This is a genomic window from Streptomyces mesophilus (assembly GCF_011044995.1).
Taxonomy (GTDB): Bacteria; Actinomycetota; Actinomycetes; order Streptomycetales; family Streptomycetaceae; genus Streptomyces; species Streptomyces mesophilus.
This window is the reverse complement of the sequence record NZ_JAAKZW010000138.1, coordinates 1-21,883: the sequence shown is the minus strand read 5'-3', so window position 1 is coordinate 21,883 and position 21,883 is coordinate 1. Positions and strand designations below refer to the sequence as shown.

At 69.8% G+C, this 21,883-nt stretch carries 18 protein-coding genes; 8 read left to right on the top strand and 10 right to left on the bottom strand.

Annotated features, from left to right (window positions below):
• The first annotated feature begins 53 nt into the window (after positions 1 to 53).
• From G6045_RS26775 to G6045_RS26765, 3 genes are all read left to right on the top strand, one after another.
• Complete coding sequence (locus G6045_RS26775; protein WP_165334671.1) at positions 54 to 1,208, top strand: hypothetical protein; 1,155 nt, start codon at positions 54 to 56, stop codon at positions 1,206 to 1,208.
• Positions 1,209 to 1,422: 214 nt separating this feature from the next.
• The gene (locus tag G6045_RS26770; RefSeq protein ID WP_165334670.1) at positions 1,423 to 2,421 is read left to right on the top strand and encodes a hypothetical protein; all 999 of its coding nucleotides are present in this window, start codon (positions 1,423 to 1,425) and stop codon (positions 2,419 to 2,421) included.
• 191 nt (positions 2,422 to 2,612) lie between these two features.
• The gene (locus tag G6045_RS26765; RefSeq protein ID WP_165334669.1) at positions 2,613 to 3,560 is read left to right on the top strand and encodes an FKBP-type peptidyl-prolyl cis-trans isomerase; all 948 of its coding nucleotides are present in this window, start codon (positions 2,613 to 2,615) and stop codon (positions 3,558 to 3,560) included.
• 172 nt (positions 3,561 to 3,732) lie between these two features.
• Here the strand turns inward: G6045_RS26765 and G6045_RS26760 are convergent, their stop codons facing one another.
• Both G6045_RS26760 and G6045_RS26755 read right to left on the bottom strand, forming a co-directional pair.
• Positions 3,733 to 5,910: an L-type lectin family protein gene (locus G6045_RS26760; protein WP_165334668.1), complete on the bottom strand. Its 2,178-nt coding sequence runs from the start codon at positions 5,908 to 5,910 to the stop codon at positions 3,733 to 3,735.
• A 191-nt stretch (positions 5,911 to 6,101) separates the two neighbouring features.
• Entirely contained in the window at positions 6,102 to 6,902 is an 801-nt protein-coding gene (locus tag G6045_RS26755; RefSeq protein WP_165334667.1) for a carbon-nitrogen family hydrolase, read from the bottom strand.
• A gap of 173 nt (positions 6,903 to 7,075) precedes the next feature.
• Here G6045_RS26755 and G6045_RS26750 point away from each other — a divergent pair, with 173 nt between their 5' ends.
• Positions 7,076 to 7,900, top strand: coding sequence for a maleylpyruvate isomerase family mycothiol-dependent enzyme (locus G6045_RS26750; RefSeq protein ID WP_165334666.1), 825 nt, complete (start codon positions 7,076 to 7,078; stop codon positions 7,898 to 7,900).
• 27 nt (positions 7,901 to 7,927) lie between these two features.
• On the opposite strand, the gene G6045_RS26745 is transcribed toward G6045_RS26750, so the two are convergent.
• Both G6045_RS26745 and G6045_RS26740 read right to left on the bottom strand, forming a co-directional pair.
• Positions 7,928 to 9,238 (bottom strand): MFS transporter, encoded by a 1,311-nt coding sequence (locus tag G6045_RS26745; RefSeq protein ID WP_165334665.1) that lies wholly within the window; start codon positions 9,236 to 9,238, stop codon positions 7,928 to 7,930.
• A complete protein-coding gene (locus G6045_RS26740) occupies positions 9,235 to 9,906 on the bottom strand; it encodes a GntR family transcriptional regulator (RefSeq protein ID WP_165334664.1) in 672 nt (223 codons plus the stop codon). Before G6045_RS26740 ends, G6045_RS26745 begins: the two co-directional genes overlap by 4 nt.
• Positions 9,907 to 10,164: 258 nt before the next feature.
• Here G6045_RS26740 and G6045_RS26735 point away from each other — a divergent pair, with 258 nt between their 5' ends.
• A complete protein-coding gene (locus G6045_RS26735; RefSeq protein WP_165334673.1) occupies positions 10,165 to 11,082 on the top strand; it encodes a D-alanyl-D-alanine carboxypeptidase family protein in 918 nt (305 codons plus the stop codon).
• 22 nt (positions 11,083 to 11,104) lie between these two features.
• Here the strand turns inward: G6045_RS26735 and G6045_RS26730 are convergent, their stop codons facing one another.
• The 4 genes from G6045_RS26730 to pdhA form a co-directional block, all read right to left on the bottom strand.
• On the bottom strand, positions 11,105 to 12,082 hold the full coding sequence (locus G6045_RS26730) for a DMT family transporter (protein WP_165334663.1): 978 nt from the start codon (positions 12,080 to 12,082) through the stop codon (positions 11,105 to 11,107).
• A 123-nt stretch (positions 12,083 to 12,205) separates the two neighbouring features.
• Positions 12,206 to 13,681, bottom strand: a complete 1,476-nt coding sequence (locus G6045_RS26725; protein ID WP_165334662.1) for a dihydrolipoamide acetyltransferase family protein — start codon at positions 13,679 to 13,681, stop codon at positions 12,206 to 12,208.
• A 10-nt stretch (positions 13,682 to 13,691) separates the two neighbouring features.
• Positions 13,692 to 14,672 (bottom strand): alpha-ketoacid dehydrogenase subunit beta, encoded by a 981-nt coding sequence (locus G6045_RS26720; RefSeq protein WP_165334661.1) that lies wholly within the window; start codon positions 14,670 to 14,672, stop codon positions 13,692 to 13,694.
• A gap of 2 nt (positions 14,673 to 14,674) precedes the next feature.
• Entirely contained in the window at positions 14,675 to 15,856 is a 1,182-nt protein-coding gene (gene pdhA / locus G6045_RS26715; RefSeq protein ID WP_165334660.1) for a pyruvate dehydrogenase (acetyl-transferring) E1 component subunit alpha, read from the bottom strand.
• Between the two features lie 379 nt (positions 15,857 to 16,235).
• Between pdhA and G6045_RS26710 the strand changes: the two genes are divergently transcribed.
• Together G6045_RS26710 and G6045_RS26705 are read left to right on the top strand one after the other, a co-directional pair.
• Complete coding sequence (locus G6045_RS26710) at positions 16,236 to 16,895, top strand: response regulator (protein WP_165334659.1); 660 nt, start codon at positions 16,236 to 16,238, stop codon at positions 16,893 to 16,895.
• Positions 16,896 to 17,088: 193 nt separating this feature from the next.
• Positions 17,089 to 17,505 carry a pyridoxamine 5'-phosphate oxidase family protein gene (locus G6045_RS26705; RefSeq protein ID WP_165334658.1) on the top strand — a complete coding sequence of 139 codons (417 nt, stop codon included), beginning with the start codon at positions 17,089 to 17,091 and terminating at the stop codon, positions 17,503 to 17,505.
• 78 nt (positions 17,506 to 17,583) lie between these two features.
• Here the strand turns inward: G6045_RS26705 and G6045_RS26700 are convergent, their stop codons facing one another.
• Positions 17,584 to 19,113, bottom strand: coding sequence for a protein kinase domain-containing protein (locus tag G6045_RS26700; RefSeq protein WP_165334672.1), 1,530 nt, complete (start codon positions 19,111 to 19,113; stop codon positions 17,584 to 17,586).
• A gap of 368 nt (positions 19,114 to 19,481) precedes the next feature.
• On the opposite strand from G6045_RS26700, the gene G6045_RS26695 reads away from it, so the two are divergent.
• Positions 19,482 to 21,107, top strand: a complete 1,626-nt coding sequence (locus G6045_RS26695) for a protein kinase domain-containing protein (protein WP_165334657.1) — start codon at positions 19,482 to 19,484, stop codon at positions 21,105 to 21,107.
• Between the two features lie 71 nt (positions 21,108 to 21,178).
• On the opposite strand, the gene G6045_RS26690 is transcribed toward G6045_RS26695, so the two are convergent.
• Positions 21,179 to 21,718 (bottom strand): bacterial proteasome activator family protein, encoded by a 540-nt coding sequence (locus tag G6045_RS26690; protein WP_165334656.1) that lies wholly within the window; start codon positions 21,716 to 21,718, stop codon positions 21,179 to 21,181.
• Between the last annotated feature and the right edge of the window lie 165 nt (positions 21,719 to 21,883).

Below are 21,883 nucleotides of genomic sequence, written 5' to 3'. Positions count from 1 at the left end.
GGCGGGACCCCTCCCCGCAGCAGCATCCCAACCCCAGGACCAGGGGGTCCCCCATGCCACCCAGCACCCGAACGTCCCGCCCGCGTACGGCCGTTGTGGCCACCGTCGCCCTGACGCTCTCCCTGTCGGCGCTCGCCTCCGGTGCCTACGCCACCGGGCTCCAGCCGCCCCCGTTCCCGCCGCCCGGCGGGATCGAGGTCAACGAGGACGGCCAGCCGCAGGGCGAGGGGAACGTGCCCGTTCCCGAGAAGCCCGAGGTTCCCGAGCTCATCGAGCCCGAGCTCCCCGACACCCCGGAGCTGCCCGCGCTGCCGGACTACCCGGGGTACAAGGAAGCCGAAGGCATGTTCTCCGGTATCGCGGACATGGTGCACGGGGCTCTTGATCTGGGGTTCAGCTTCTTCAAGCCGCCGAGCACCCGCAACGCTCCGCCGCCGCCTCCGCAGCAGCCGCTGCCCGCCACCCACTGGGGCACGGTCGCCGACGACGACACTCCCGCCCAGGCGGACGCCTGGACGCTGCGGGTGCGCGGCGGGAACGCCCACGGGGACGCCCGGCTGACCGAGGCGCACCTGCCGGCCCTGCCCCACGCGCCCGCCGCCGTCAGCGGTGCGGCCAAGCCCCTCGAGCTGGGGAAGAAGTACTCGTTCGGCAGTCTGCACCGCCTTTCGACGCGTACGTGGCTGAAGGACGGCTCCGTGCACGCCGAGGCGAAGCTCGGGCGTGCGGAGCTGGGCATGCCGTATCTGAAGGCGGCGGGCAAGGCCGCGGACACGAAGCGGCTGCCGGTCCTGCTGGAGCTGCGGGACGCGGTGACGACGGCGGTCGGGCACGCGGAGCGCCCGGCCGAGTTCCGTACGGAGATCAAGGGCGGCAGGGCGATGTCGTTCGGGCGTGAACTGCTCAGGTTCGACGGCCCGTTGAAGCCGAACACGAGTGTGCGCATCCCCGCCGACAAGAAGCTGCCGCCGTGGGGTCTGATCACGTTCAACGAGCAGATCACCACCGACGCGCAGGGCCACCCCACCGCGGGCAAGGACGGCCGGTACGCCCCCGAGCCGCAGGCCACCAGCGGCTTCGCGAACACGGCCCACGTCACGCTGCTGTTCCCGGTGGCGCTCGACATGACGGTGGGGCACGCGGCGGTGCTGCACCGCGGGACCGGCGGCACGGACAAGGCCGACGCGAGCGGTGGCGACGCACAGTGACGAGCCGCCCCCAGATGGCCCCTCCGGCATGCGGATATCGCACTGCGTAGCGAGCCTCTAACTATCAGTGGTCGATCTTCTCGGCTGCTTCCTCCTCCTTCAGATCGACTTCAGCTCCATCCAGCTCCATCCAGCTCCCTTCAGATCCCTTCAGCTCCCGAAGAACCCACCCGGGACCCACTCCCGGGAGATTCACCGAAAGAGAGGGTCGGCCATGGCCTCATGGCGCATTTCAGGGTCCCGCGCCCTGCTGACAGCGGGCGTCGCCCTGACCGCGGTATTCACCGCCACACTCCCCGCGCAGGCCGCCCACGCACCCGGCGGTGTCGACGACTGGGGAACGGTCGTGGACACCAAGGACTGCGTCCAGGCCGACGCCTGGCTGGTGCGGGTGAAGGGCCTGGGCAAGATCATCGACACCAAGCTCTTCCAGTCCCACTACCCGACCACCCCGCAGGCGCCCAAGCAGCACGCGGGCGGCCGTGAGCTCATCAACCTGGCGCCCATGGGCATCGGCCTGGGCAAGGTCTCGGCGCTGTACTCCCGTGCGATGGGCCACGCGCACCCGGCGACGACCTCGGGCAAGGGAGACGTACCGGCACGCGGTGAGGTGTACGCGGACGCCGGCGGCGCGGCCGTCGACATCGGCCTTCCGTACATCCAGAACCCGGCCGGCGGTACGCAGCTCTCGCCCTTCGGTGTCCATGTCGAGGGCATCACGGTCTCCGCGTACTCCCAGCCGGGCAAGCCCGTCGCCTTCACCGGCGGCGCCGCCCGCGGCTACATCTCGGTGGCGGGCACCCGCATCATCGACATCCCGCCGATCTGGGCGGTCAACCTCGGTGTGCGCATCCCGGAGGACTACACCCAGGCGCCGCTCGCCCTGGCCACCACCAACGAGCAGGTCACGACGGACGTCAAGGGCAACCCGACCAAGGGTCCCAACGGCGCGTACAAGTACGACCCGAAGGCGACGAGCGGGTACGTCAACGGCATCCACGCGAGCGTGCTCGGCACGGACGTCGCGGATGTGACGGTCGTGCACGCCGCGGTGCTCCGCGACCCGAAGATCACCGACAAGTTCGCGGTGGCGCCGCGCGCCGCCTCGGACCGTGCGGGCGTGCCGGCCCGTCCGCTCTCGAAGTCCTGTGCCCCGTTCGCGCCGCCGCGTACGGCCGCCGCGGGCATGAAGGACACCTCGTCCTGCTGGTAAGTCCCCTGTGGCTTGACCTACGGGCTTGACCTGCGGGCTCGACCTGCGGGCTCGACCTGCGGGCTGTGAGCCGCCTGCCGTACGCCGAACGAGCGTACGGCAGGCGGCTTTTCGCGTGCGGTACGCCGGCGGGCGAGGGGGCGGGGCAAGGCTGAGGAGGCCCGTACCCGCCCCCGCTCGAAGGAGACCCCGTGGCCGCACCACCCCGCCGCGCACGGCGCACCGCCGCACTCGCCGTTCTCGCGGCGCTGATCCTGCCCGCACTCGGCTGCGGCGGAAAGGCAGAGAACATCCCCCAGGTGAAGGGGGAGTTCGGCAGCCGGCCCGAGGTCGCGATGCCCACGTATCCGCCGCCGAAGGACGCGCGGATGAAGGTCCTCGTCGAGGGCGAAGGTCCGGTGACCCGCAAGGGCCAGGTGATCGTCACCGATGTGGACATGCGGATCTGGGAGAGCGGCCGCGCCCTGATGGACACCTACCGGCTCGAACAGCCGACGACCGCGGTGCTCGACGGCCAGCATGTCTCACGTACGTGGGACCAGGCGCTGATCGGCCGCAAGGCCGGCAGCCGGGTGCTGCTCGTCTCGCCCGCGACGCACGGCTTCGGGCCGCACGGCATGGCGCCCGCGCAGGTCACCCCGACCGACCACATGGTCCTGGTCTTCGACGTGATCGGCGGCTACGACCCCAAGGCGCAGGCGGCGGGCCCGGGCACGTGGCCCGCGAGCGGCGGGTTCCCGTCGGTGAACGTGAAGGCGCCGGGCGCCGAGCCGGTGATGGCGGACTTCGGCGCGGAGCCCAGGAAGGTCGGCGTACGCACGCTGGTCGAGGGCAAGGGGGCGCCGCTCAAGGCCGGGCACAGCGTCGTGATGCAGTACACGGGTGTGGTGTGGGGGACGAAGACGCCGTTCAACTCCACGTATCTGCGCAATGGTCCCAACGGGTTCGTGATGAAGGACGCGGCGATGCTGCCGGGGTGGTTCGAGGCGCTCGAGGGCAAGCGCGTCGGCAGCCGCATCCTGGTCACGGTGCCGGGCAACGAGCGGCCCGGCTTCACGCACACCAAGGGGGCGCTCGGGATGCCGAAGGACAAGCCGGCGGCGTACGTCCTGGATGTGGTGGACACGCGGCCGCGCTGACACCTTGGCAGCGGATCGCGCTGGCACCTCGGGGCGGCCCGCGCCGACACCTTGGCGGACCGCGCTGAATCCACAGGCTGTGGACAGGAGTTGACGCCGCAGCACCGCGGCCCCGGAGGCGAGTCGCCTCCGGGGCCGCGGTGTCTTTCAGCGGATCACCGCCGTACGGGGATCACTCCTCGCACTGGGCGGCGCGGGTGCTGCTCGTGATCCAGCCACCGCAGTCGATCAGCTGGCCCGCGTCCTCCTTCACCACGAAGGTGTCGAAGACCCGGTTGCCGGCGTTCGGGTCACCGGGGGTGGACAGGTCCGTCCAGCCCTCCAGCTGACCGGTCGCGTCCGCGTCGACCTTGGTGTCGATGGTGATCGTCCCGGCCTGCTTGCCCGGGGCGATCACACCGTCGTGCTGGCAGGTCACGGTCCGGCCGACGATGGCGCACTGCCAGCCGTCGCCCGCGGCCTTGACCGGGGTGACACCCTCGGGGAAGGTGCGCGACACCGTCGTACGACCCGTGGTCGGGCCCGCCTCCGGCGCGTTGGACACGTCGATGGTGAACTGGGCGGGCTTGCCCGCGATCACATCGCCCTTGGGCTTGGTCACGACGCTCAGGTTCGGGTCCTTGGCGGGCGCCGGCTTGACGTCGGTGGTGTCCTTGACCGGACCCGTGCCCTTGCCGCCGGTGGTCGCCTCGGTGCTGCCCTCGAGCGGGCCCTTGGCGTCGTCGTCGACCTGCGTGCCGATGGAGATCGGCGGGTAGCTGTTGCCCGGGTTCAGGACGTCGCTGCCGGTGCCGGGACGGGTGCAGGTGACGGTCTGGCCGGCGATCTTGCAGGTCCAGCCCTCACCGACCGCGTTGATCGGCTTGACGCCCTCCGGGAAGGTACGGACGACCTTGACCTCGCCGTTGGTCGCACCCGCGTCGGGCTTGTTGGCCACGTCGATCTGGTACACGGCGGGGGCTCCGCCGACCACGTCGCCGACCGGCTTGGTGGTGACCACGAGCGCGGGGTCCTTGGCCGGCGTCACGGTGAAGCTGCTCGTGTCGGGCTGCTTCGGGGGCGAACCGGGCGTCGTGGCCTGCGAGGTGATGTTCTTGTCACCCTTCGCGTCGGCCGCGACCTCGGTCTTCACCTTGACCGGCGGGTAGGAGTCACCGGGCTTGAGCGCGTCGGCGCCGGTGCCCGGACGCTTGCAGGTGACCGTCTGGCCGGCGATCGTGCAGGTCCAGCCGTCGCCGGAGGCCGCGACGGGCTTGACGCCCTCGGGGAAGGTCTGGCTGGTGACGACCTCACCGGTGGTGGGTCCGGCCAGCTTGTCGTTGGTGGTGGTCAGCTCGAACTCGGCGGGCTCGCCCGCGTTGACCGGGCCCTTGGGCAGGACGTTGGTCGACAGGTTCGGGTTCAGGGACTCGATCTTGCCGTTCCACACCTCGTGGATGGCGGTCGAGTTGCCGGTGCTGGCCGCGATGCCGATCCGCAGCGAGTCCGGCACCTTGGGCTGGCCCTTGATCTCGTCGAGGTCGACCGGCTCGATGACCTCGCGGACCGGACGGCCGTCGTGGAAGTCGATGGAGACCTTCATGACGCCCTCGGTCGACAGCTCGACGATGGCGGTACGCCGCGCGTCGGCACGGTTCTTGGCGCCGTCGGCCGCGAGCAGCCGGGTCGACTTGTAGGTGGCGACCAGCGGGTTGTTCACGCCCGCCGCACCACGGACGGTGATCGAGTTCGGCGTACGCCCGTTGAGGCCGCCGGCCGCGTCGAAGTCGTCCGAGGTGAAGTTGCCGTAGACGTCCAGACCGACGCCGAGGTAACCGCCCTCGATCCCCACATAGCCAAGGCCCGCACCGTTCTGGCCCGACTTCTTCGGCATCTCGGCGGCGCCGTCGAGCAGCATCAGCGAGATGCCGTCGGCGGGGTCGCCCGGACGGCCGGGGCTGTAGACGGCGAAGTCCACGCTGAACTTCATGCCCGCGCGGGCGGGAATCGCCTTGCGCGAGATCACATAGCCGTTCTGCTTCTTGCTGTTGGTCGTCAGGCGCAGAGCACCCTCGCCGGCCTTCTCGCCCACCGGCTTCTGGCACTTCTTGAGCGGGCCTTCCTCGCCGGCCGCCGCCGTGAGGCAGGCGAAGCCGGTCGGGTCGCCCGCGGTGTACGGACCGCCGTACCACTTCGCCTCGTCGACCGAGGCTCCGGTGAACGGCTCCGAGGAGATCTCCTCCGCCGACGCCGAAAGGGGAGCCGCGAGGGACAGCCCGAGTGCCACCACGGTGGCCAGTCCGAACGGAGCCGAGAGGCGGGCCCTCAGCGGCCCCGCCTTCCGGCCGCGCCTGTGTCCGTTTTCCGTCATTAGGGTGCCTCCTCGGGCGCACCACGCCCTGCACGGGACCTGATGATGACGTCACGTACGCAAGTGATTGCATACAGTGACCGATTTTCGATCATCAGAACACCGGCCCCGGGGCGCCGCGATCGGCGAAGCCCATGCGGGTGACGGGGTTTTCCGGCCCGGCAGGCGAACCTTCCGGCGACTACGGTGCGTCAGCGCAGACGTGACGGAGCGTCCAGGCCGAGGACGCGGTCCTTCAGTGCCGGGAACTGTTCACGGGTGGCGGCCACGCGGGCGGGGTCGAACTCCACGCGCAGCACCTCTTCGCCGGCTCCCGCCTCGGCGAGCACCTCGCCCCAGGGGTCCACCGCGATCGAGTGCCCTGCCTGCTCGACGCCCGCGTGGGTGCCCGCCGTACCGACCGCGAGCACGAAGCACTGGTTCTCGACCGCGCGCGCCTGCGCGAGCAGCGTCCAGTGGGAGCGGCGGCGCTCCGGCCAGCCGGCGGAGACGATCAGGGTCTCGGCCCCCTGGTCCACGAGCGTCCGGTACAGCTCGGGGAAGCGGAGGTCGTAGCAGGTCGTCACGCCGAGCGTGGTCCCCGGATGCGCGACGGTCACGGGCTCGCCGCCCGCGCCCATCATCACTGCCTCGCCCTTGTCGAAGCCGAAGCGGTGGATCTTGCGGTAGGTGGCGGCGAGTTCGCCGTCGGGGGAGAACACCAGGGCCGTGTTGTAGAGGGTGCCGTCCGCCGCGCGCTCCACGATCGAGCCCGCGTGCAGCCAGACTCCGGCGTCGCGTGCGGCCTTGGCCATCGCCTCGCGCGTCGGGCCGTCGAGCGATTCGGCTTCCTGCGCGAAGAGTTCGTACGCGAAGGCCCCGGTCGGCCACAGCTCGGGCAGCACGACCAGATCGGCGCCCGCTTCTTCCCGTACCAGCGAACCCACGTACTCCCGACGGGAATTGACCGATTGGTCCGGGTTTACCGCGATCTGGATGAGCGAGGCGCGCACACTACCACCGTCCTGGCATTCGAACCGGCGGGCCCGGGTCAATCAGGACCTACGATCGTCACTCGAAAGCACTGCAAGGGGCCCTCGTGGCAGCGTAACTTAAGGGCGCGAGAGCCTCTTCTGCATGCCGCCGCCGAGCCCGCGCACCCGAACCGCCCGAGGGGTCCCGTCCTGTGAGTCTCCATCCCAGCCTTCAGTCCTACGCCGACGCCTGGACCCACTCCGTGGAAGCGATATCCGAGCTGGTGCAGCCGCTCGCGGAGGGTGAGTGGAGCTGGGCGACGCCCTGCCCCGGCTGGTCGGTGCGCGATGTCGTCTCCCATGTCATAGGCATCGACTGCGAGATGCTCGGCGATCCGCGGCCCATCCACACGCTGCCGCGCGACCTGTACCACGTACAGACGGAATCGCAGCGGTACATGGAGATGCAGGTCGACGTGCGCCGGCACCACACCGCGCCCGAGATGACCTCCGAGCTGGAGTACACGATCATCCGGCGCGCACGGCAGCTGCGGAACGAGTCGCGGGCCCCCGGGGCCAAGGTGCGCGGCCCGCTCGGCAGCGAGGAGACGCTCGAAGAGTCCATGCGCCGCCGCGCGTTCGACATCTGGGTGCACGAGCAGGACCTGCGGACCTCGCTGAGGAAGCCCGGCAACCTGGACTCCCCCGGCGCCCTCGTCGCCCGCGACGTGATGCTCTTCTGGCTGCCCAAGGTGGTCGCCAAGCGGGCCGGTGCACCCGCGAATTCGGCCGTCGTCTTCGATGTGCACGGCCCGGTGGACTTCCTGCGTACGGTACGGATCGACGCCGACGGCAGGGGCACCATCGACGGCGCCCCCTCGCTCGGCCCCGCCGTGACGCTCGCGCTCGACTGGGAGATCTTCTACAAGCTGGCCTGCGGGCGCGTGAAGCCGGCCGCGGTCGAAGACCGGATCAAGGTCGAGGGCGATCAGGTCCTCGCGCAGGCCATCATCGACAACTTCGTGATCACCCCGTAGCAGCCCTGGTCTTGAGCGATTGCCCGCTTACGCGGGTACGTGCACGACCTCCACGCGGCTGGCCACGAGCCGCTCGCGCTCGCGGCGGGCCGCATGCCGGCGCAGGCGCAGGATCTGGGTGACGCCCAGCACTTCCAGGACGAAGATCGGGCAGAACGCGACGCGGTAGTTGTCGCCGGTCGCGTCGAGCAGCACACCGACCGCGAGCAGGGTCGTCATGGAGGCCACGAAGCCGCCCATGTTGACGATGCCGCTCGCGGTGCCCTGGCGCTGGGGCGGGTTGGCCGGGCGGGCGAAGTCGAAGCCGATCATCGAGGCCGGACCGCAGGTGCCGAGCCCGATGCAGAGCAGGATGAGCAGCCACAGCGGCGCCCGGTCGCCGGACAGGCCGAGCGTCGCCGCCCACAGGAGCGCGGTCAGGGCGATCGTGCCGAGCGCGAGCGGGGTGCGGGCCTTGTGATGGCGGGCGATGATCTGGCCGTAGACGAGGCCGATAGTCATGCTCGACAGGACGGTGAGCGTGAGGAGTTCACCGGCGGTGTCCCGGCTCAGGCCCTGCGCCTCGACCAGGAACGGCAGCCCCCAGAGCAGCGTGAACACCATCATCGGGAACTGCGTCGTGAAGTGCACCCACAGGCCGAGCCGCGTACCGGGTTCGCGCCAGGCCGCGGCGATCTGACCTCGTACGGAAGCAAGGCCCTGGGGCCCGGACGGCTGCACCGGCTCGGGGGCGTGGCCCTCGGGGTGGTCCTTGAGGAAGAGCAGCATCAGGACGAGGACGGCCACACCGGCGAGCGAGCTGCCGACGAACGCGGCGGTCCAGCCGACACCGTGCAGGAGCCGGGCGAGCAGCAGGGTGGAGACGAGGTTGCCGCCCATGCCGATCAGTCCGGCGAGCTGGGCGACCAGCGGGCCGCGGCGGGCGGGGAACCAGCGGGTGCCCAGGCGCAGGACGCTGATGAAGGTCATCGCGTCACCGCAGCCGAGCAGGGCGCGGGCGGCGAGCGCCATTCCGTACGAGGGCGCGAGCGCGAAGGACAGCTGGCCGAGCGTGAAGAGCACCGCGCCGATGGTCAGCACCTTCTTGGTGCCGAGGCGGTCGACGAGCAGGCCGACGGGTATCTGCATGCCCGCGTAGACCAGGAGCTGAAGGATCGAGAAGGTCGACAGGGCGGAGGCCCCGACGTCGAAGCGCTCGGCGGCATCGAGGCCCGCCACCCCCAGCGAGGTGCGGAAGATGACCGCGACGAAGTAGACGGCGACACCGATCGACCAGACCATGACGGCGCGCCGGCCGCCGGGCGGATCGCCCGGCAGACGTACGGCGGCAGCGCTCATCGGGCTTCCCCGCGCGCCAAGGTCTGGAACCAGCCGATGTGCCGGTGGATCACCCCGACCGCCCGGTCCGCGTCACCCGCGCGCAGGGCCTCGAGGATCTCTCCGTGCTCGCCGAGGGTCTTGGTGGTGCGGTCGGGGTGGGAGTGCATCACGGCGATGCCCATCCTCAACTGCCGGTCGCGGAGCTGGTCGTAGAGCCTGGAGAGGATCTCGTTGCCGCCGCTGCGCACGATCTCGGCGTGGAAGCAGCGGTCGGACTGCGCGGCGCCCGTGTAGTCACCGGCCGCGGCCTGCTCCCGCTGCTGCCCGAGCAGTTCCTCGAGGCGCGCGATGAGCCGCGGCGAGGCGGGCACGGCCTTGCGCACCGCGTGCTCCTCGACAAGCAGCCGCGTCTCGACCACGTCGGCGATCTCCTGCGCCGATACGGGCAGCACCAGCGCACCCTTCTTCGGGTACAGCCTGATGAGCCCCTCGACCTCCAGCTTGAGCAGCGCCTCCCGTACGGGGGTGCGCGAGACCCCGACATCGGCGGCGAGCTCCCCTTCGGTGAGCAGCGTGCCGCCCTCGTAACGCCGGTCCAGAACCGCCTGCTTGACGTGCTGGTAGACGCGTTCGGCGGCGGGGGGCTGCTTCAGGGACTTCAGAGCGGGGGCGGGTGCTGCGGGCATGCGCACAGCTTAGATACAACAGGTACGCGAGGGGAGGGCGCGTCCGGGATGCGGACGGATCCGGGCGGCTGGGCGGACAGGGGGTGAGCCGAATCGTGACACTCGATTTCCACCTCCCGTACATCCATCCGCACCACTCGTCCGTCTGGTCTACGGGCATCACATCAAGGGTGCCCGTCGGTGAACACACCTTTCGGAGCTGTTGAGTTGATATCTGCCATTAAGGGCACCCACCGGCGCAGCCGCAACCGCGCGCGCATCCGCAACGGCGCCATCGCCACCGTGGTCGCCGGCGGCATCGCCTTCGCCGTCCAGCCGCTGATCTCTCCCGCGCAGGCGGCGGCGACCCTGCCCACCCTCAGTGCCAAGGGGGCCTTCCTCCTCGACAACACCACCGGGGCCAAGAAGTACGGCAAGAACGCCGACATCAAGCGCCAGATGGCCAGCACCACCAAGGTCATGACGGCGGCCGTGGTGCTCGACACCCCGGGCCTGGATCTGAACCGCAAGGTCACCATCAAGCAGTCGTACCGGGACTACGTCGCCCGTAACGGCGCCAGCACCGCGGACCTGCGCACCGGCGACAAGATCACCGTGCGCTCGCTGCTCTACGGTCTGATGCTGCCGTCCGGCTGCGATGCCGCGTACGCGCTCGCCGACGCATTCGGCACCGGCACCACCGAGTCGGCGCGTACCAAGTCGTTCATCAGCAAGATGAACAGCAAGGCGACCGCGCTCGGGATGACCAACACGAAGTTCGACTCGTTCGACGGCATCTCGACCACGGGCAACAACTACACGACGCCGCGCGACCTCGCGAAGCTCGCGCAGCACGCGCTGAAGACGGCGACGTTCCGCGGTGTCGTCAAGACCACCAAGAAGTACGAGTACGCGACCACGTCCACGGGCGGCACGCGCACGTACACCTGGTACAACACCAACAAGCTGCTCGGCTCGTACGGCGGCGCCCTCGGCATCAAGACCGGTACGGGCACCGCGGCCGGTCCCTGCCTGGTGTTCACGGCGACCAAGGACGGCAAGACCTACACCGGCGTCATCCTGAACGGCACCGACCGCTTCAACGACGCCGCGAAGCTGCTCGACTACGGCTTCGGCACGAGCACCGCGTCGACGATGCAGCTGCGGAAGCTGCCGCCGGGCGCCCAGCGCGACTAGTCGGGTACGGGCCCCTCTGCCCTCAGCGCGAGAGGGGCCCCGTGGGCTCGGCAGCGGGCCGGTTCGGCGTCTCGGAGGAGGCGACGACCCGGCCCGTCCGCGTTCCCGCCAGCGCCGCCATCACCACCGCGACGAGAGCGAGCGCGACGCCGGCGAAGGTCGCGGGGGTGATCTCCGTGTCGCCGTGCGGCAGCAGACCGTCGAGGGCGAGGGAGCCGATCAACTGGCCGGTGATGGTGCACAGTCCGAGCACCAGGACGCCCAGCTTCTGGACGGCGGCGACGGCGACGGTGATGAACACGATCCCGACGAGCCCGCCGACGTAGAGATACGGCTGCGTGGGCAGCCCGGCCGGCAGGCCGGCGAACGCGGCGTGCACGAGGAAGGCGGCCAGGAGCGCGGCCGCGCCGGTGGCGAAGTTGAAGAAGGTGCCGGTGTAGGCGGAGCGGGCGGTGTTCTTCACATGGCCGTTGACGGCCTGCTGCCAGCTGACGCAGACACCGGCGACGAGGGGGAGTGCCAGCATCGCGTACGGGAATCCGCCGCCGACCTTGTCGGCCATGGAGATCCCGACCGCGACGAGCACGAGGACGGCGCCGATGACCCGGCGCCGGGTGGGCCGCTGCGGTCCGGCGGGCCCGAGGCCCATCCGGTCGAAGACCAGACCGCCGCCGACCTGCCCGGCCACGATGGCCACGGTGAAGAGCGCGACGCCGAGCGCGGTGACGGTCAGGCCCTGGGCGAGGACGAAGGTCGCGCCGCCGAAGCCGCCGACGACCTGCCACCACTTGAGCCGCTCCTGCCGTACGGCGGTGAGGACCCGCCGCACGCCGCGCCGGGGCTCGGCGAAGAGGAGCAGCCCGAGCGCAAGGACGACGAAACCGGACCCGAACGAGATCACCGCCGCGGCGAACCCGTCCTTGCCGAGCCCTGCCGCGAGCTCCCCGTTGATCCGGGACTGCAGGGCTATGAGGGTCCCGGAGAAGGTGGCGAGCAGCACCCAGGGTGCTGTGGTGAGGCGCCTGGTGGTTCTTCCTGCAGGTTCTGCTGAGGTGCGAAGGGCCCGGGATGATGTGCGAAGGGCCCGGGGTGCGGTGCACCCCGGGCCCTCACTCTCCAGGCACTAGGCCCAGGTGATCAAACGCTTCGGCTGTTCCAGGACCGCCGCGATGTCCGCGAGGACCTTGGAGCCGAGCTCGCCGTCGACCAGGCGGTGGTCGAAGGACAGGGCCAGCGTCATCACCTGACGCGGCTTGACCTTGCCCTTGTGGACCCACGGCTGGAGCTTGATCGCTCCGACGGCGAGGATCGCCGACTCACCGGGGTTGAGGATCGGCGTACCGGTGTCGACCCCGAAGACGCCCACGTTGGTGATCGTCACGGTGCCGCTCTGCATCGCGGCCGGCGTCGTCTTGCCCTCGCGGGCCGTGGACACCAGCTCGCCGAGCGCGGACGCCAGCTCCGGCAGCGTCTTGTCGTGCGCGTCCTTGATGTTCGGCACGATCAGACCGCGCGGAGTCGCCGCCGCGATGCCCAGGTTCACGTAGTGCTTGAGCACGATCTCCTGAGCGGCCTCGTCCCAGGCGGCGTTGACGTCCGGGTTCCGCTTGATCGCGACGAGCAGCGCCTTCGCGATAAGGAGCAGCGGGTTGACCCGGAGCCCCTGCATGTCCTTGTCGGACTTCAGCTCCTCGACCAGCTTCATCGTGCGCGTCACGTCGACGGTCACGAACTCCGTGACATGCGGCGCGGTGAAGGCCGAGCCGACCATCGCCGCGGCGGTGGCCTTGCGGACGCCCTTGACGGGGATACGGGTCTCACGCGCACCCGCCGCGACCGGCGCGGCCTGAACGGGAGCCTGAGGAGCGGCAGTTGTTTCACGTGAAACGGGCGCCGCCTCGGGAGCCGGAGCCACCGCCGCGTGCACATCCTCACGCGTGATGACCCCGTCGGGCCCGGACGGCGTGACCGTCGCGAGGTCCACTCCGAGGTCCTTGGCCAGCTTGCGCACCGGCGGCTTGGCCATCGGCCGGGCCGCCGGGGGCGCGGCCGCTGCCGACCCGTGCCCGTTCAGCTCCGCCTGGACCGCCGCGGCGGCGGGTGAGGCGTAGTACGTACCCGCGGGAGCGCCGGACTCCTGGGCGGGAACCCCGGGGGCCTCCTTGCGCGCCCGCCGCTTCGTCGAGCTCTGGGACACCCCGTATCCGACGAGCACGGGCTGGCGGCCCTCGGGCTCGGCGGCCTCGGCCGCCTCCGCGGCGGGAGCCTCGGAAGCGGGAGCCGCGGAAGCCTCCGGAGCGGCAGCCGCGGCCGGCGTCTGAGCGGGCCCGGACCCCGGTGCGACATCGACCGAGATGATCACCTGGCCGACATCGACCGTCGTCCCCTCGGGGAAGCGCAGCTCGTGCACCACACCGTCGTAAGGGATCGGCAGCTCGACCGCGGCCTTGGCGGTCTCGACCTCGCAGACGACCTGTCCGTCGGTGACGGTGTCGCCCGGCTGGACGTACCACTTGAGGATTTCGGCCTCGGTGAGTCCCTCGCCGACGTCCGGCATCTTGAACTCACGGAAGCGAGCGTCAGTAGTCATGGTGGTCACGACCCTCTCCTCAGTACGCCAGCGAGCGGTCGACGGCGTCGAGCACCCGGTCGAGGCCCGGCAGGTACTCCTCCTCGAGCCGCGCCGGCGGATACGGCGCGTGGAAACCGCCGACCCGGAGCACGGGGGACTCGAGGTGGTAGAAGCACCGCTCGGTGATCCGCGCGGCGATCTCCGCACCCGAACCGTAGAAGACGGGAGCCTCGTGGACCACCACAAGACGGCCGGTCCTCTCGACGGAGGCCTGGATCGAGTCGAAGTCGATCGGGGACATGGACCGCAGGTCGAGGACCTCGATCGACTTCCCCTCCTCCTCGGCCGCGGCGGCGGCCTCGAGGCAGACCTTCACCATCGGGCCGTACGCCACCAGGGTCAGATCCGTGCCCTGGCGCAGGGTGCGGGCGGAGTGCAGCGGGGCCGGAATGGCGTCAGTGTCGACGTCGCTCTTGTCCCAGTAGCGCCGCTTGGGCTCGAAGTAGATCACCGGGTCGTCGCTCTGGATCGCCTGCTGGAGCATCCAGTACGCGTCCTGCGAGTTCGACGGCGAGATCACCTTGAGGCCGGCGACATGCGCGAACAGCGCCTCGGGCGACTCGGAGTGGTGCTCGACCGCGCCGATGCCGCCGCCGTACGGAATGCGGATGACGACCGGCAGCTTGACCTTGCCGAGCGAGCGGGCGTGCATCTTGGCGAGCTGCGTGACGATCTGGTCGTAGGCGGGGAAGACGAAGCCGTCGAACTGGATCTCCACGACGGGCCGGTAGCCGCGCAGGGCCAGACCGATCGCGGTGCCGACGATGCCGGACTCGGCGAGCGGGGTGTCGATGACACGGTCCTCGCCGAAGTCCTTCTGCAGACCGTCGGTGACACGGAAGACACCGCCGAGCTTGCCGATGTCCTCGCCCATGAGCAGGACCTTGGGGTCGGTCTCCAGGGCCTTGCGCAGCGATTCGTTGATCGCCTTCGCGAGGGGCAACTTCTGTACGGCCATGGTTACTTGCCCTCCCCATCCGCGAAGGACGCCTGGTAAGCGGCGAACTGTGCGCGCTCCTCGTCGACGAGGGCGCTCCCGTCCGCGTAGACATTCTCGAAGATCGCCATCATGTCCGGGTCCTCCATGGACCGCACGGCCTCGCGCACCTTCTTGCCGAAGGCCTCGGACTCGGCCTCGAGCTCGCTGAAGAAGGCCTCGTCGGCCAGGCCCTCCGCGAGCAGGTAGGTGCGCAGCCGCAGGATCGGGTCCTTGGCCTCCCAGGCCTCGCGCTCCTCGTCCCTGCGGTACTTCGTCGGGTCGTCGGAGGTGGTGTGGGCACCCATGCGGTACGTGAAGGCCTCGATCAGCATCGGGCCCTCGCCGCGGCGGGCGCGCTCCAGCGCGGCACGTGTGACGGCCAGGACGGCGAGTACGTCGTTGCCGTCGACGCGGACGCCCGGGAAGCCGAAGCCCTGGGCGCGCTGGAAGAGCGGCACCCGGAACTGCTTCTCGTTGCCCTCGGAGATCGCCCACTGGTTGTTCTGGCAGAAGAACACGACCGGCGCGTTGTAGACGGCGGCGAAGTTGAAGCCCTCCATCACGTCGCCCTGGCTGGAGGCGCCGTCACCGAAGTACGCGACGACGGCCGAGTCGGCGCCGTCCTTGGTGATGCCCATCGCATAGCCCGTGGCGTGCAGCGCCTGGGAGCCGATGACGATCGTGTACAGGTGGAAGTTGTTGCTGTTGGGGTCCCACCCGCCGTTGTTCACGCCGCGGAACATGCCGAGCAGATTCTTCGGCTCGACGCCCCGGCACCAGGCGACACCGTGCTCGCGGTACGTGGGGAAGACGTAGTCGTCGTCCTTCGTGGCCCGTCCGGAGCCGATCTGGGCGGCCTCCTGGCCGAGCAGCGAGGGCCACAGACCCAGCTCGCCCTGGCGCTGCAGGGCGATGGCCTCGGCGTCGAACTGCCTGGTCAGGACCATGTCCTTGTACAGGCCGCGCAACTCGTCGGCGCTCAGGTCGATGGCGTAGTCGGGGTGCTCGACGCGCTTTCCCTCGGGGGTCAGCAGCTGTACGAGCTCGGGCTCGGCGGCCTGGGCCTGCGCGGTCTTCGCGGCCTTGGTGGCGGTCTTGCCCCCGGCGCGCTTGCCACCGCTGGTGCGGCGCGGTGTGCGCGCGGCGGTGCTTTCCACGGTCACGTGTACTCCTCCGTCGGTCCGGCCCCCGGGATCGGCCGGGAACCAGTGCGGCTCACCTGTATCCGTACCCGCGCACGGGGTGGGTGCGATCGGGATGTGGGAACAGGCGTGACAGGTGCCCCGGCGAGCGCCCTGTACAAAGCACGTTACCCAGGGGATCGCATATCTGCGAAACCCCATCTGACCTGCGATTTTGCTTGGATTTCCAAGTAAATCCCGGAGATGGGGAACAGCCGCTGGTCAGCGCGTTGCAAGGGGCCGGAACACGGGCACGTTATCCCGGTCACCCTCCGCATTGGAAGGCTTGTCTTTTTCCCGGATCGCCCACTCACGGGATGCGCCCGGAGCGGCGGAAGAAACCGTGTGTGACACTTGCGGTGTGCGCGAAGAAGGAAAAATCACCGTATTTCTTCTCGACGACCATGAAGTGGTCCGTCGCGGAGTTCATGAGCTGTTGTCCGTCGAGGCGGATATCGAGGTGGTCGGCGAGGCCGGTACGGCCGCGGACGCCCTGGTAAGAATCCCCGCGACGCGACCCGATGTGGCCGTGCTCGATGTGCGGCTGCCCGACGGCAGCGGCGTCGAGGTGTGCCGCGAGATCCGCTCGCAGAACGAGGACATCAAATGCCTGATGCTCACCTCGTTCGCCGACGACGAGGCCCTTTTCGACGCGATCATGGCCGGCGCCTCCGGCTATGTCCTCAAGGCCATCCGCGGCAATGAGCTGCTTACGGCGGTACGTGACGTGGCCGCCGGAAAGTCACTGCTCGACCCGGTCGCCACGGCCCGTGTCCTGGAGCGGCTGCGCGACGGGAACAATCCCAAGGGCGACGACCGGATGTCGAACCTCACCGAGCAGGAGCGCAAGATTCTCGACCTGATCGGCGAGGGTCTGACGAATCGCGCCATCGGCGAGCGGCTGCATCTGGCCGAGAAGACGATCAAGAACTACGTCTCCAGCCTGCTCTCCAAGCTGGGCATGGAGCGTCGCTCCCAGGCCGCCGCCTATGTCGCGCGCCTGCAGGCCGAAAAGCACTGAAGCGCGCCCCGGCGCACTGAAGCCGTCGGCGGGACCCGGTCCCGTCGGCGGCTTTCGCTTGTCTCCCGGTCCCACCGACGGGCTTCGCTTGGTTTTCCGCCGCTTTACCGCGGCTTTATTCGGGACTTACGTCCCCGGCCACGAGGGGCGGGTGCCCCTTTCCCGACGCCGTGCCGTCGCGGACAGTGGAGACATGTCCACCGATGAGACCCGCGCCCTCGATCTGCTGTCCCACGTCCCGCACGGGCGCGTGGCCACCAGCATGCGAGCGCTGCCCTTCCTCGCCCTCGCCCGGCACATCGTCGTGGACGGCACCCTGCTGCTCCGTATGCACAAGGGCTTCGGATACCACCAGGCCTGCATCGGCAGCGTCGTCGCCTATGGCGCCGACAACCTCAACTCCGGCGCGGACGGCCTGTGGTCGGTCCAGCTCGTGGGCCTGTGCGAGGCCATCGAGCCGACCGTCGAGCAGCTCCAACTCTTCGGTCCCGCCCCGCACTTCGTGGACGGTGCGCTGTTCGAGCCGGTGTACATGCGCATCCAGCCGCAGGTGGTGACGGTGCACAGCATGAACGGGGCGTATACGCGGCAGTTGCAGCAGGTGCTGTAGCACCCGGGACGTACGAGAAGGGGCCGACCACGTGGCGTGGTCGGCCCCTTCTCGTATGCCCTTGATCCGTGCCCGGGCTCAGCCCTCGGCGGGCGGGTCCGTGTCCCCGGCCGTGGTCGGCGGGTCCTCCGGCGTCGTCGGCGGGTCCTCCGGCGTCGTCGGCGGGTCCTCGGGCTCCGTCGTCGGGTCGTCCGTGGGCGGCTCGGTGGTCGGCGGCGTCGTCGTGGGCGGCTCGGTGGTCGGCGGCTCGGTGGTCGGCCCGTCCGTCGTCTGGTTGCCGCCCGTGCCGCCCGGCTCCGTCTCCTCGTCCGTCGTCTTGTCGTCCGTCGGCTCCTTGGACTCCTCGGACTGGGTGACGGACGGCGACTTCCCCGGGTTCTGCGGTTCCTTGTCCTTGCCCTGCTGCAGCGCGTACGCGACACCCGCGATCACGGCGATCACCGCGAGCGCGACGAGGAGCCAGAGCTTGCCGCGGCCGCCGCCCCGGTTCCCGTCCCCGTCGTAACCGCCGTCGTCGTATCCGTCGCTGCCGGATCCGCGCGGGATCATCGGCTGCACCGGGATCTGCGAGGTCCCGCTGTCGGGGTGCCCCATCGCCGGCGAACCCAGCGCCGGGGTGCCGCCGCTCTCGTGCATCAGCACCGGGCCCGTGTTCCACGTGCCGGTGTGGCCGCCCTGCTCCTGCAGCATCTGCAGGGCGTACTGGACCAGACCGCGCATCTCCTCGGCGCTCTGGAAGCGGTCGTCCGGATCCTTGGCCAGCGCGCGCATCGCGAGGCCGTCGAGCTCCGGCGGCACCCCGTCCGACATCTCGGACGGCGGGATCGGCATGTCCTGCACGTGCTGGTAGACCACCGAGAGCGGGGTCTCACCGGTGAACGGGGGCCGCAGCGACAGGAGTTCGTAGAGCAGACAGCCCGTCGCGTACAGGTCGGAGCGGTGGTCGACGGCCTTGCCGAGCGCCTGCTCCGGGGAAAGGTACTGGGGCGTGCCCATGACCATGCCGGTCTGCGTCATGGTGTTCGACGCACCGTGCAGGGCGCGGGCGATGCCGAAGTCCATCACCTTCACCGCACCGGTGTTGGTGATGATCACGTTGGCGGGCTTGATGTCGCGGTGCACGATGCCGTGCTGATGCGAGTACGCGAGCGCTTCGAGCACACCGGAGACGATGATCAACGCCTGGTCGGGGCCCGGGGCTTCGGCGTTCAGGAGCAGATCGCGGATGGTGCTGCCCTCGACGAGCTCCATCACGATGTACGGGATGGTGCTGCCGTTGAAGAACTCCTCGCCGGAGTCGTACACCGCCACCACCGCATGGTGGTTGAGTCCGGCCACCGACTGCGCCTCACGCGTGAAGCGGGCCTTGGATACCGGGTCCTCGGCGAGATCGGAACGGAGCAGCTTCACCGCGACGGTACGGCCGAGCCGTACGTCCTCGGCGCCGAAGACTTCGGCCATGCCACCCCGGCCGAGTCTGTGGGTCAGACGGTAACGACCGTCTCCGACCAGTCCTCCGTTGCCCCAGAACTCAGGCGTATCCGACATTCCGCCGCCGCCAGTCGCCTCGGGGTCGGACGGGCCCTGAGCGCGCTGCTGGTCCATCAGTCCTCGCCGTCGTTTCCTGTCGTCCTGCTCGCCTTGGCCGTATTCCGCCGCAGTCAGCCACATCGGGCTGCGCTCCGCCGCCTTGCTCCGCCACGGTGAACAAATTGCGACGGGGTCGTGCCTACGGTCTCCGTCGAGCCACGCTACAGCCTTTGCGCAGGACGTCGGTTGAGATGGACCGGCCATCAAACCCTCAGCGGGGCTTCCCGGGCAAATCCTGTGCGGGCTCCGTAACGCTTACAAGACGGTTCTTGCGCGTACGGTCACGGAACGGGCACCCGGCTTGACGTGTCGGTCGCCTGCGGCAGACTTGGCCCGAAAAGCAAGGGATCTTCGCGCACTTGGGCGCCGATGGGGGACGCAGCGACATGAGCCAGGACGGCGCACACGGCGGCCGGTACACGGGGCGTTCCCTCGCGGGCGGCCGCTACCAGCTGCGGGACCTCCTCGGCGAAGGCGGTATGGCCTCCGTACACCTGGCGTACGACGCGACGCTCGACCGGCAGGTGGCGGTCAAGACGCTGCACACCGAGCTCGGCCGTGAGCAGTCCTTCCGCGAGCGCTTCCGGCGCGAGGCGCAGGCGGTGGCCAAGCTCACCCACACCAACATCGTCTCCGTCTTCGACACGGGCGAGGACGAGCTGGACGGCTCGACGATGCCGTACATCGTCATGGAGTACATCGAGGGCCGGCCGCTCGGTTCGGTGCTCGACCAGGACGTCGCGCAGTTCGGCGCGATGCCCACGGACAAGGCGCTGAAGATCACCGCCGATGTCCTGGCCGCGCTCGAGATCAGCCATGAGATGGGCCTGGTCCACCGCGACATCAAGCCGGGCAACGTGATGATGACCAAGCGCAACGTGGTCAAGGTCATGGACTTCGGCATCGCGCGGGCCATGCAGTCCGGCGTCACCTCCATGACCCAGACCGGCATGGTCGTCGGTACGCCCCAGTACCTCTCGCCCGAGCAGGCGCTCGGCCGCGGCGTGGACGCCCGCTCCGACCTCTACTCGGTCGGCATCATGCTGTTCCAGCTGGTCACGGGCCGGCTGCCGTTCGAGGCGGACTCGCCGCTTGCCATAGCGTATGCACACGTACAGGAGGAGCCGGTCGCTCCTTCCTCGATCAACCGCTCGCTGCCGCCGGCGGTGGACGCGCTGGTGGCCCGCGCGCTGAAGAAGAACCCGAACGAGCGTTTCCCGACCGCCGAGGCGATGCGCGACGAATGTCTGCGCGTGGCCCAGTCCTTCCAGGCCTCGGCCCCTTCGATCGTCCCCGGTTCACCGTCCGCCGCCGGCTCGGGCGTCGGCTCGGCGGTCTTCCCGCCGGTCGGCACCCCGGCGCCCGGCGTGGGCGGCGTCCAGCAGCCCTACACCCCGAACCCGTACGGCCCGGCGACGCCCGCACCCACTCCGGGCTACGGCTACCCGCAGCCCGCCGGCTACCAGACCCCGGCCCCGGCGGCGTACAGCCCGCAGCAGGGTTCGTCGACCCCGCCGCCGTACAACCTCTCGCCGCAGACCTCGCCGATGTCGGCGGGCTCGAACGGCGGTGGTGGCGGCCGCCGGAACAACAAGTCGGTGATCATCGGCGCGATCGTCGTGGCCCTGCTCGCGATCGGCGGCCTGATCACGGCACTGACGCTGAACGGCGGCGACAAGGACCCCGAGGCCAAGCCGACGCAGTCGGTGGGGGCGGGGGCGGGCCACAAGGGTCCGGACACCACCAAGAAGATCGACAAGGAAGACTGCACCGAGCCCACGGAGGGCCAGGACCCGGAGAAGATCCAGGTCCCGAACTTCCGTTACAAGAACATCGACTCGGTGAAGGCTTGCCTGCAGGCGGCGGGCTGGAACTACAACGAGAAGCAGGTCAACGAGAACACGTACGGCCAGGACACCGTGATGGAACAGTGGCCCGAGCCGGACACCGAGGTCCGCGAGGACGAGCTCAACCTCACGCTGGAAGTGTCGACGGGCAACCCGGCGCAGTAGGCGGTACGCACGCACTCATTGCGAGAGGCCCGGTCGGATCGACCGGGCCTCTCGCGTTGCGTGACGGGGGCTTAGAGGTACGGGCCCCCGGAGCGGCCCGCTGCCGGGCCCTCCTCGTCGTCGTGGCCGCCGACGCCCGGGGGCAGCGCGCGGCGCATCTGTTCCAGCTGGGCCCGGGCGGCCATCTGCTGGGCGAACAAGGTGGTCTGGATGCCGTGGAAGAGGCCCTCCAGCCAGCCCACCAACTGGGCCTGCGCGATCCGCAGTTCGGCGTCCGTCGGCGTCGCCTCGTCGGTGAACGGGAGCGACAGACGCTCCAGCTCCTCGACCAGCTCGGGCGCGAGACCGTCCTCGAGCTCCTTCACGGAGCTCGTGTGGATCTCCTTCAGGCGCGCGCGGCTCGCCTCGTCCAGAGGTGCCGCCCGCACTTCTTCGAGAAGTTGCTTGATCATGCTGCCGATCCGCATGACCTTGGCAGGCTGCTCGACCATTTCCGTCACCGGGACCTCCCGGGACTCGTCGTCGCCGCCTCCGCCGAGAGCCATTCCGTCCTGGCCCACGACCAGGATCTGGGGGTTCTCCGGTGACCTGTCGTTCCTCGGCATCTCCATGCCGCCATTCTCTCGCACACCCGACTCACATCACGGTGGTGCCCCCGTTCTGATGTGATCCACCCTCATCTTTCAGCCCCTGCGGCGCTTGAGCAGATCTTTCAGCCCCTGCGGCGCTTGAGCAGATCCGAACGGAGTTCGGATGCGGGGGTCCGGGGGCGGAGC

Coding starts and splice junctions, on each gene's coding strand:
- G6045_RS26775 (WP_165334671.1), top strand. CDS start 54: ATGCCACCCAGCACCCGAACGTCCCGCCCGCGTACGGCCGTTGTGGCC.
- G6045_RS26770 (WP_165334670.1), top strand. CDS start 1,423: ATGGCCTCATGGCGCATTTCAGGGTCCCGCGCCCTGCTGACAGCGGGC.
- G6045_RS26760 (WP_165334668.1), bottom strand. CDS start 5,910: ATGACGGAAAACGGACACAGGCGCGGCCGGAAGGCGGGGCCGCTGAGG.
- G6045_RS26745 (WP_165334665.1), bottom strand. CDS start 9,238: ATGAGCGCTGCCGCCGTACGTCTGCCGGGCGATCCGCCCGGCGGCCGG.
- G6045_RS26740 (WP_165334664.1), bottom strand. CDS start 9,906: ATGCCCGCAGCACCCGCCCCCGCTCTGAAGTCCCTGAAGCAGCCCCCC.
- G6045_RS26720 (WP_165334661.1), bottom strand. CDS start 14,672: ATGGCCGTACAGAAGTTGCCCCTCGCGAAGGCGATCAACGAATCGCTG.
- G6045_RS26705 (WP_165334658.1), top strand. CDS start 17,089: ATGTCCACCGATGAGACCCGCGCCCTCGATCTGCTGTCCCACGTCCCG.
- G6045_RS26695 (WP_165334657.1), top strand. CDS start 19,482: ATGAGCCAGGACGGCGCACACGGCGGCCGGTACACGGGGCGTTCCCTC.
- G6045_RS26690 (WP_165334656.1), bottom strand. CDS start 21,718: ATGGAGATGCCGAGGAACGACAGGTCACCGGAGAACCCCCAGATCCTG.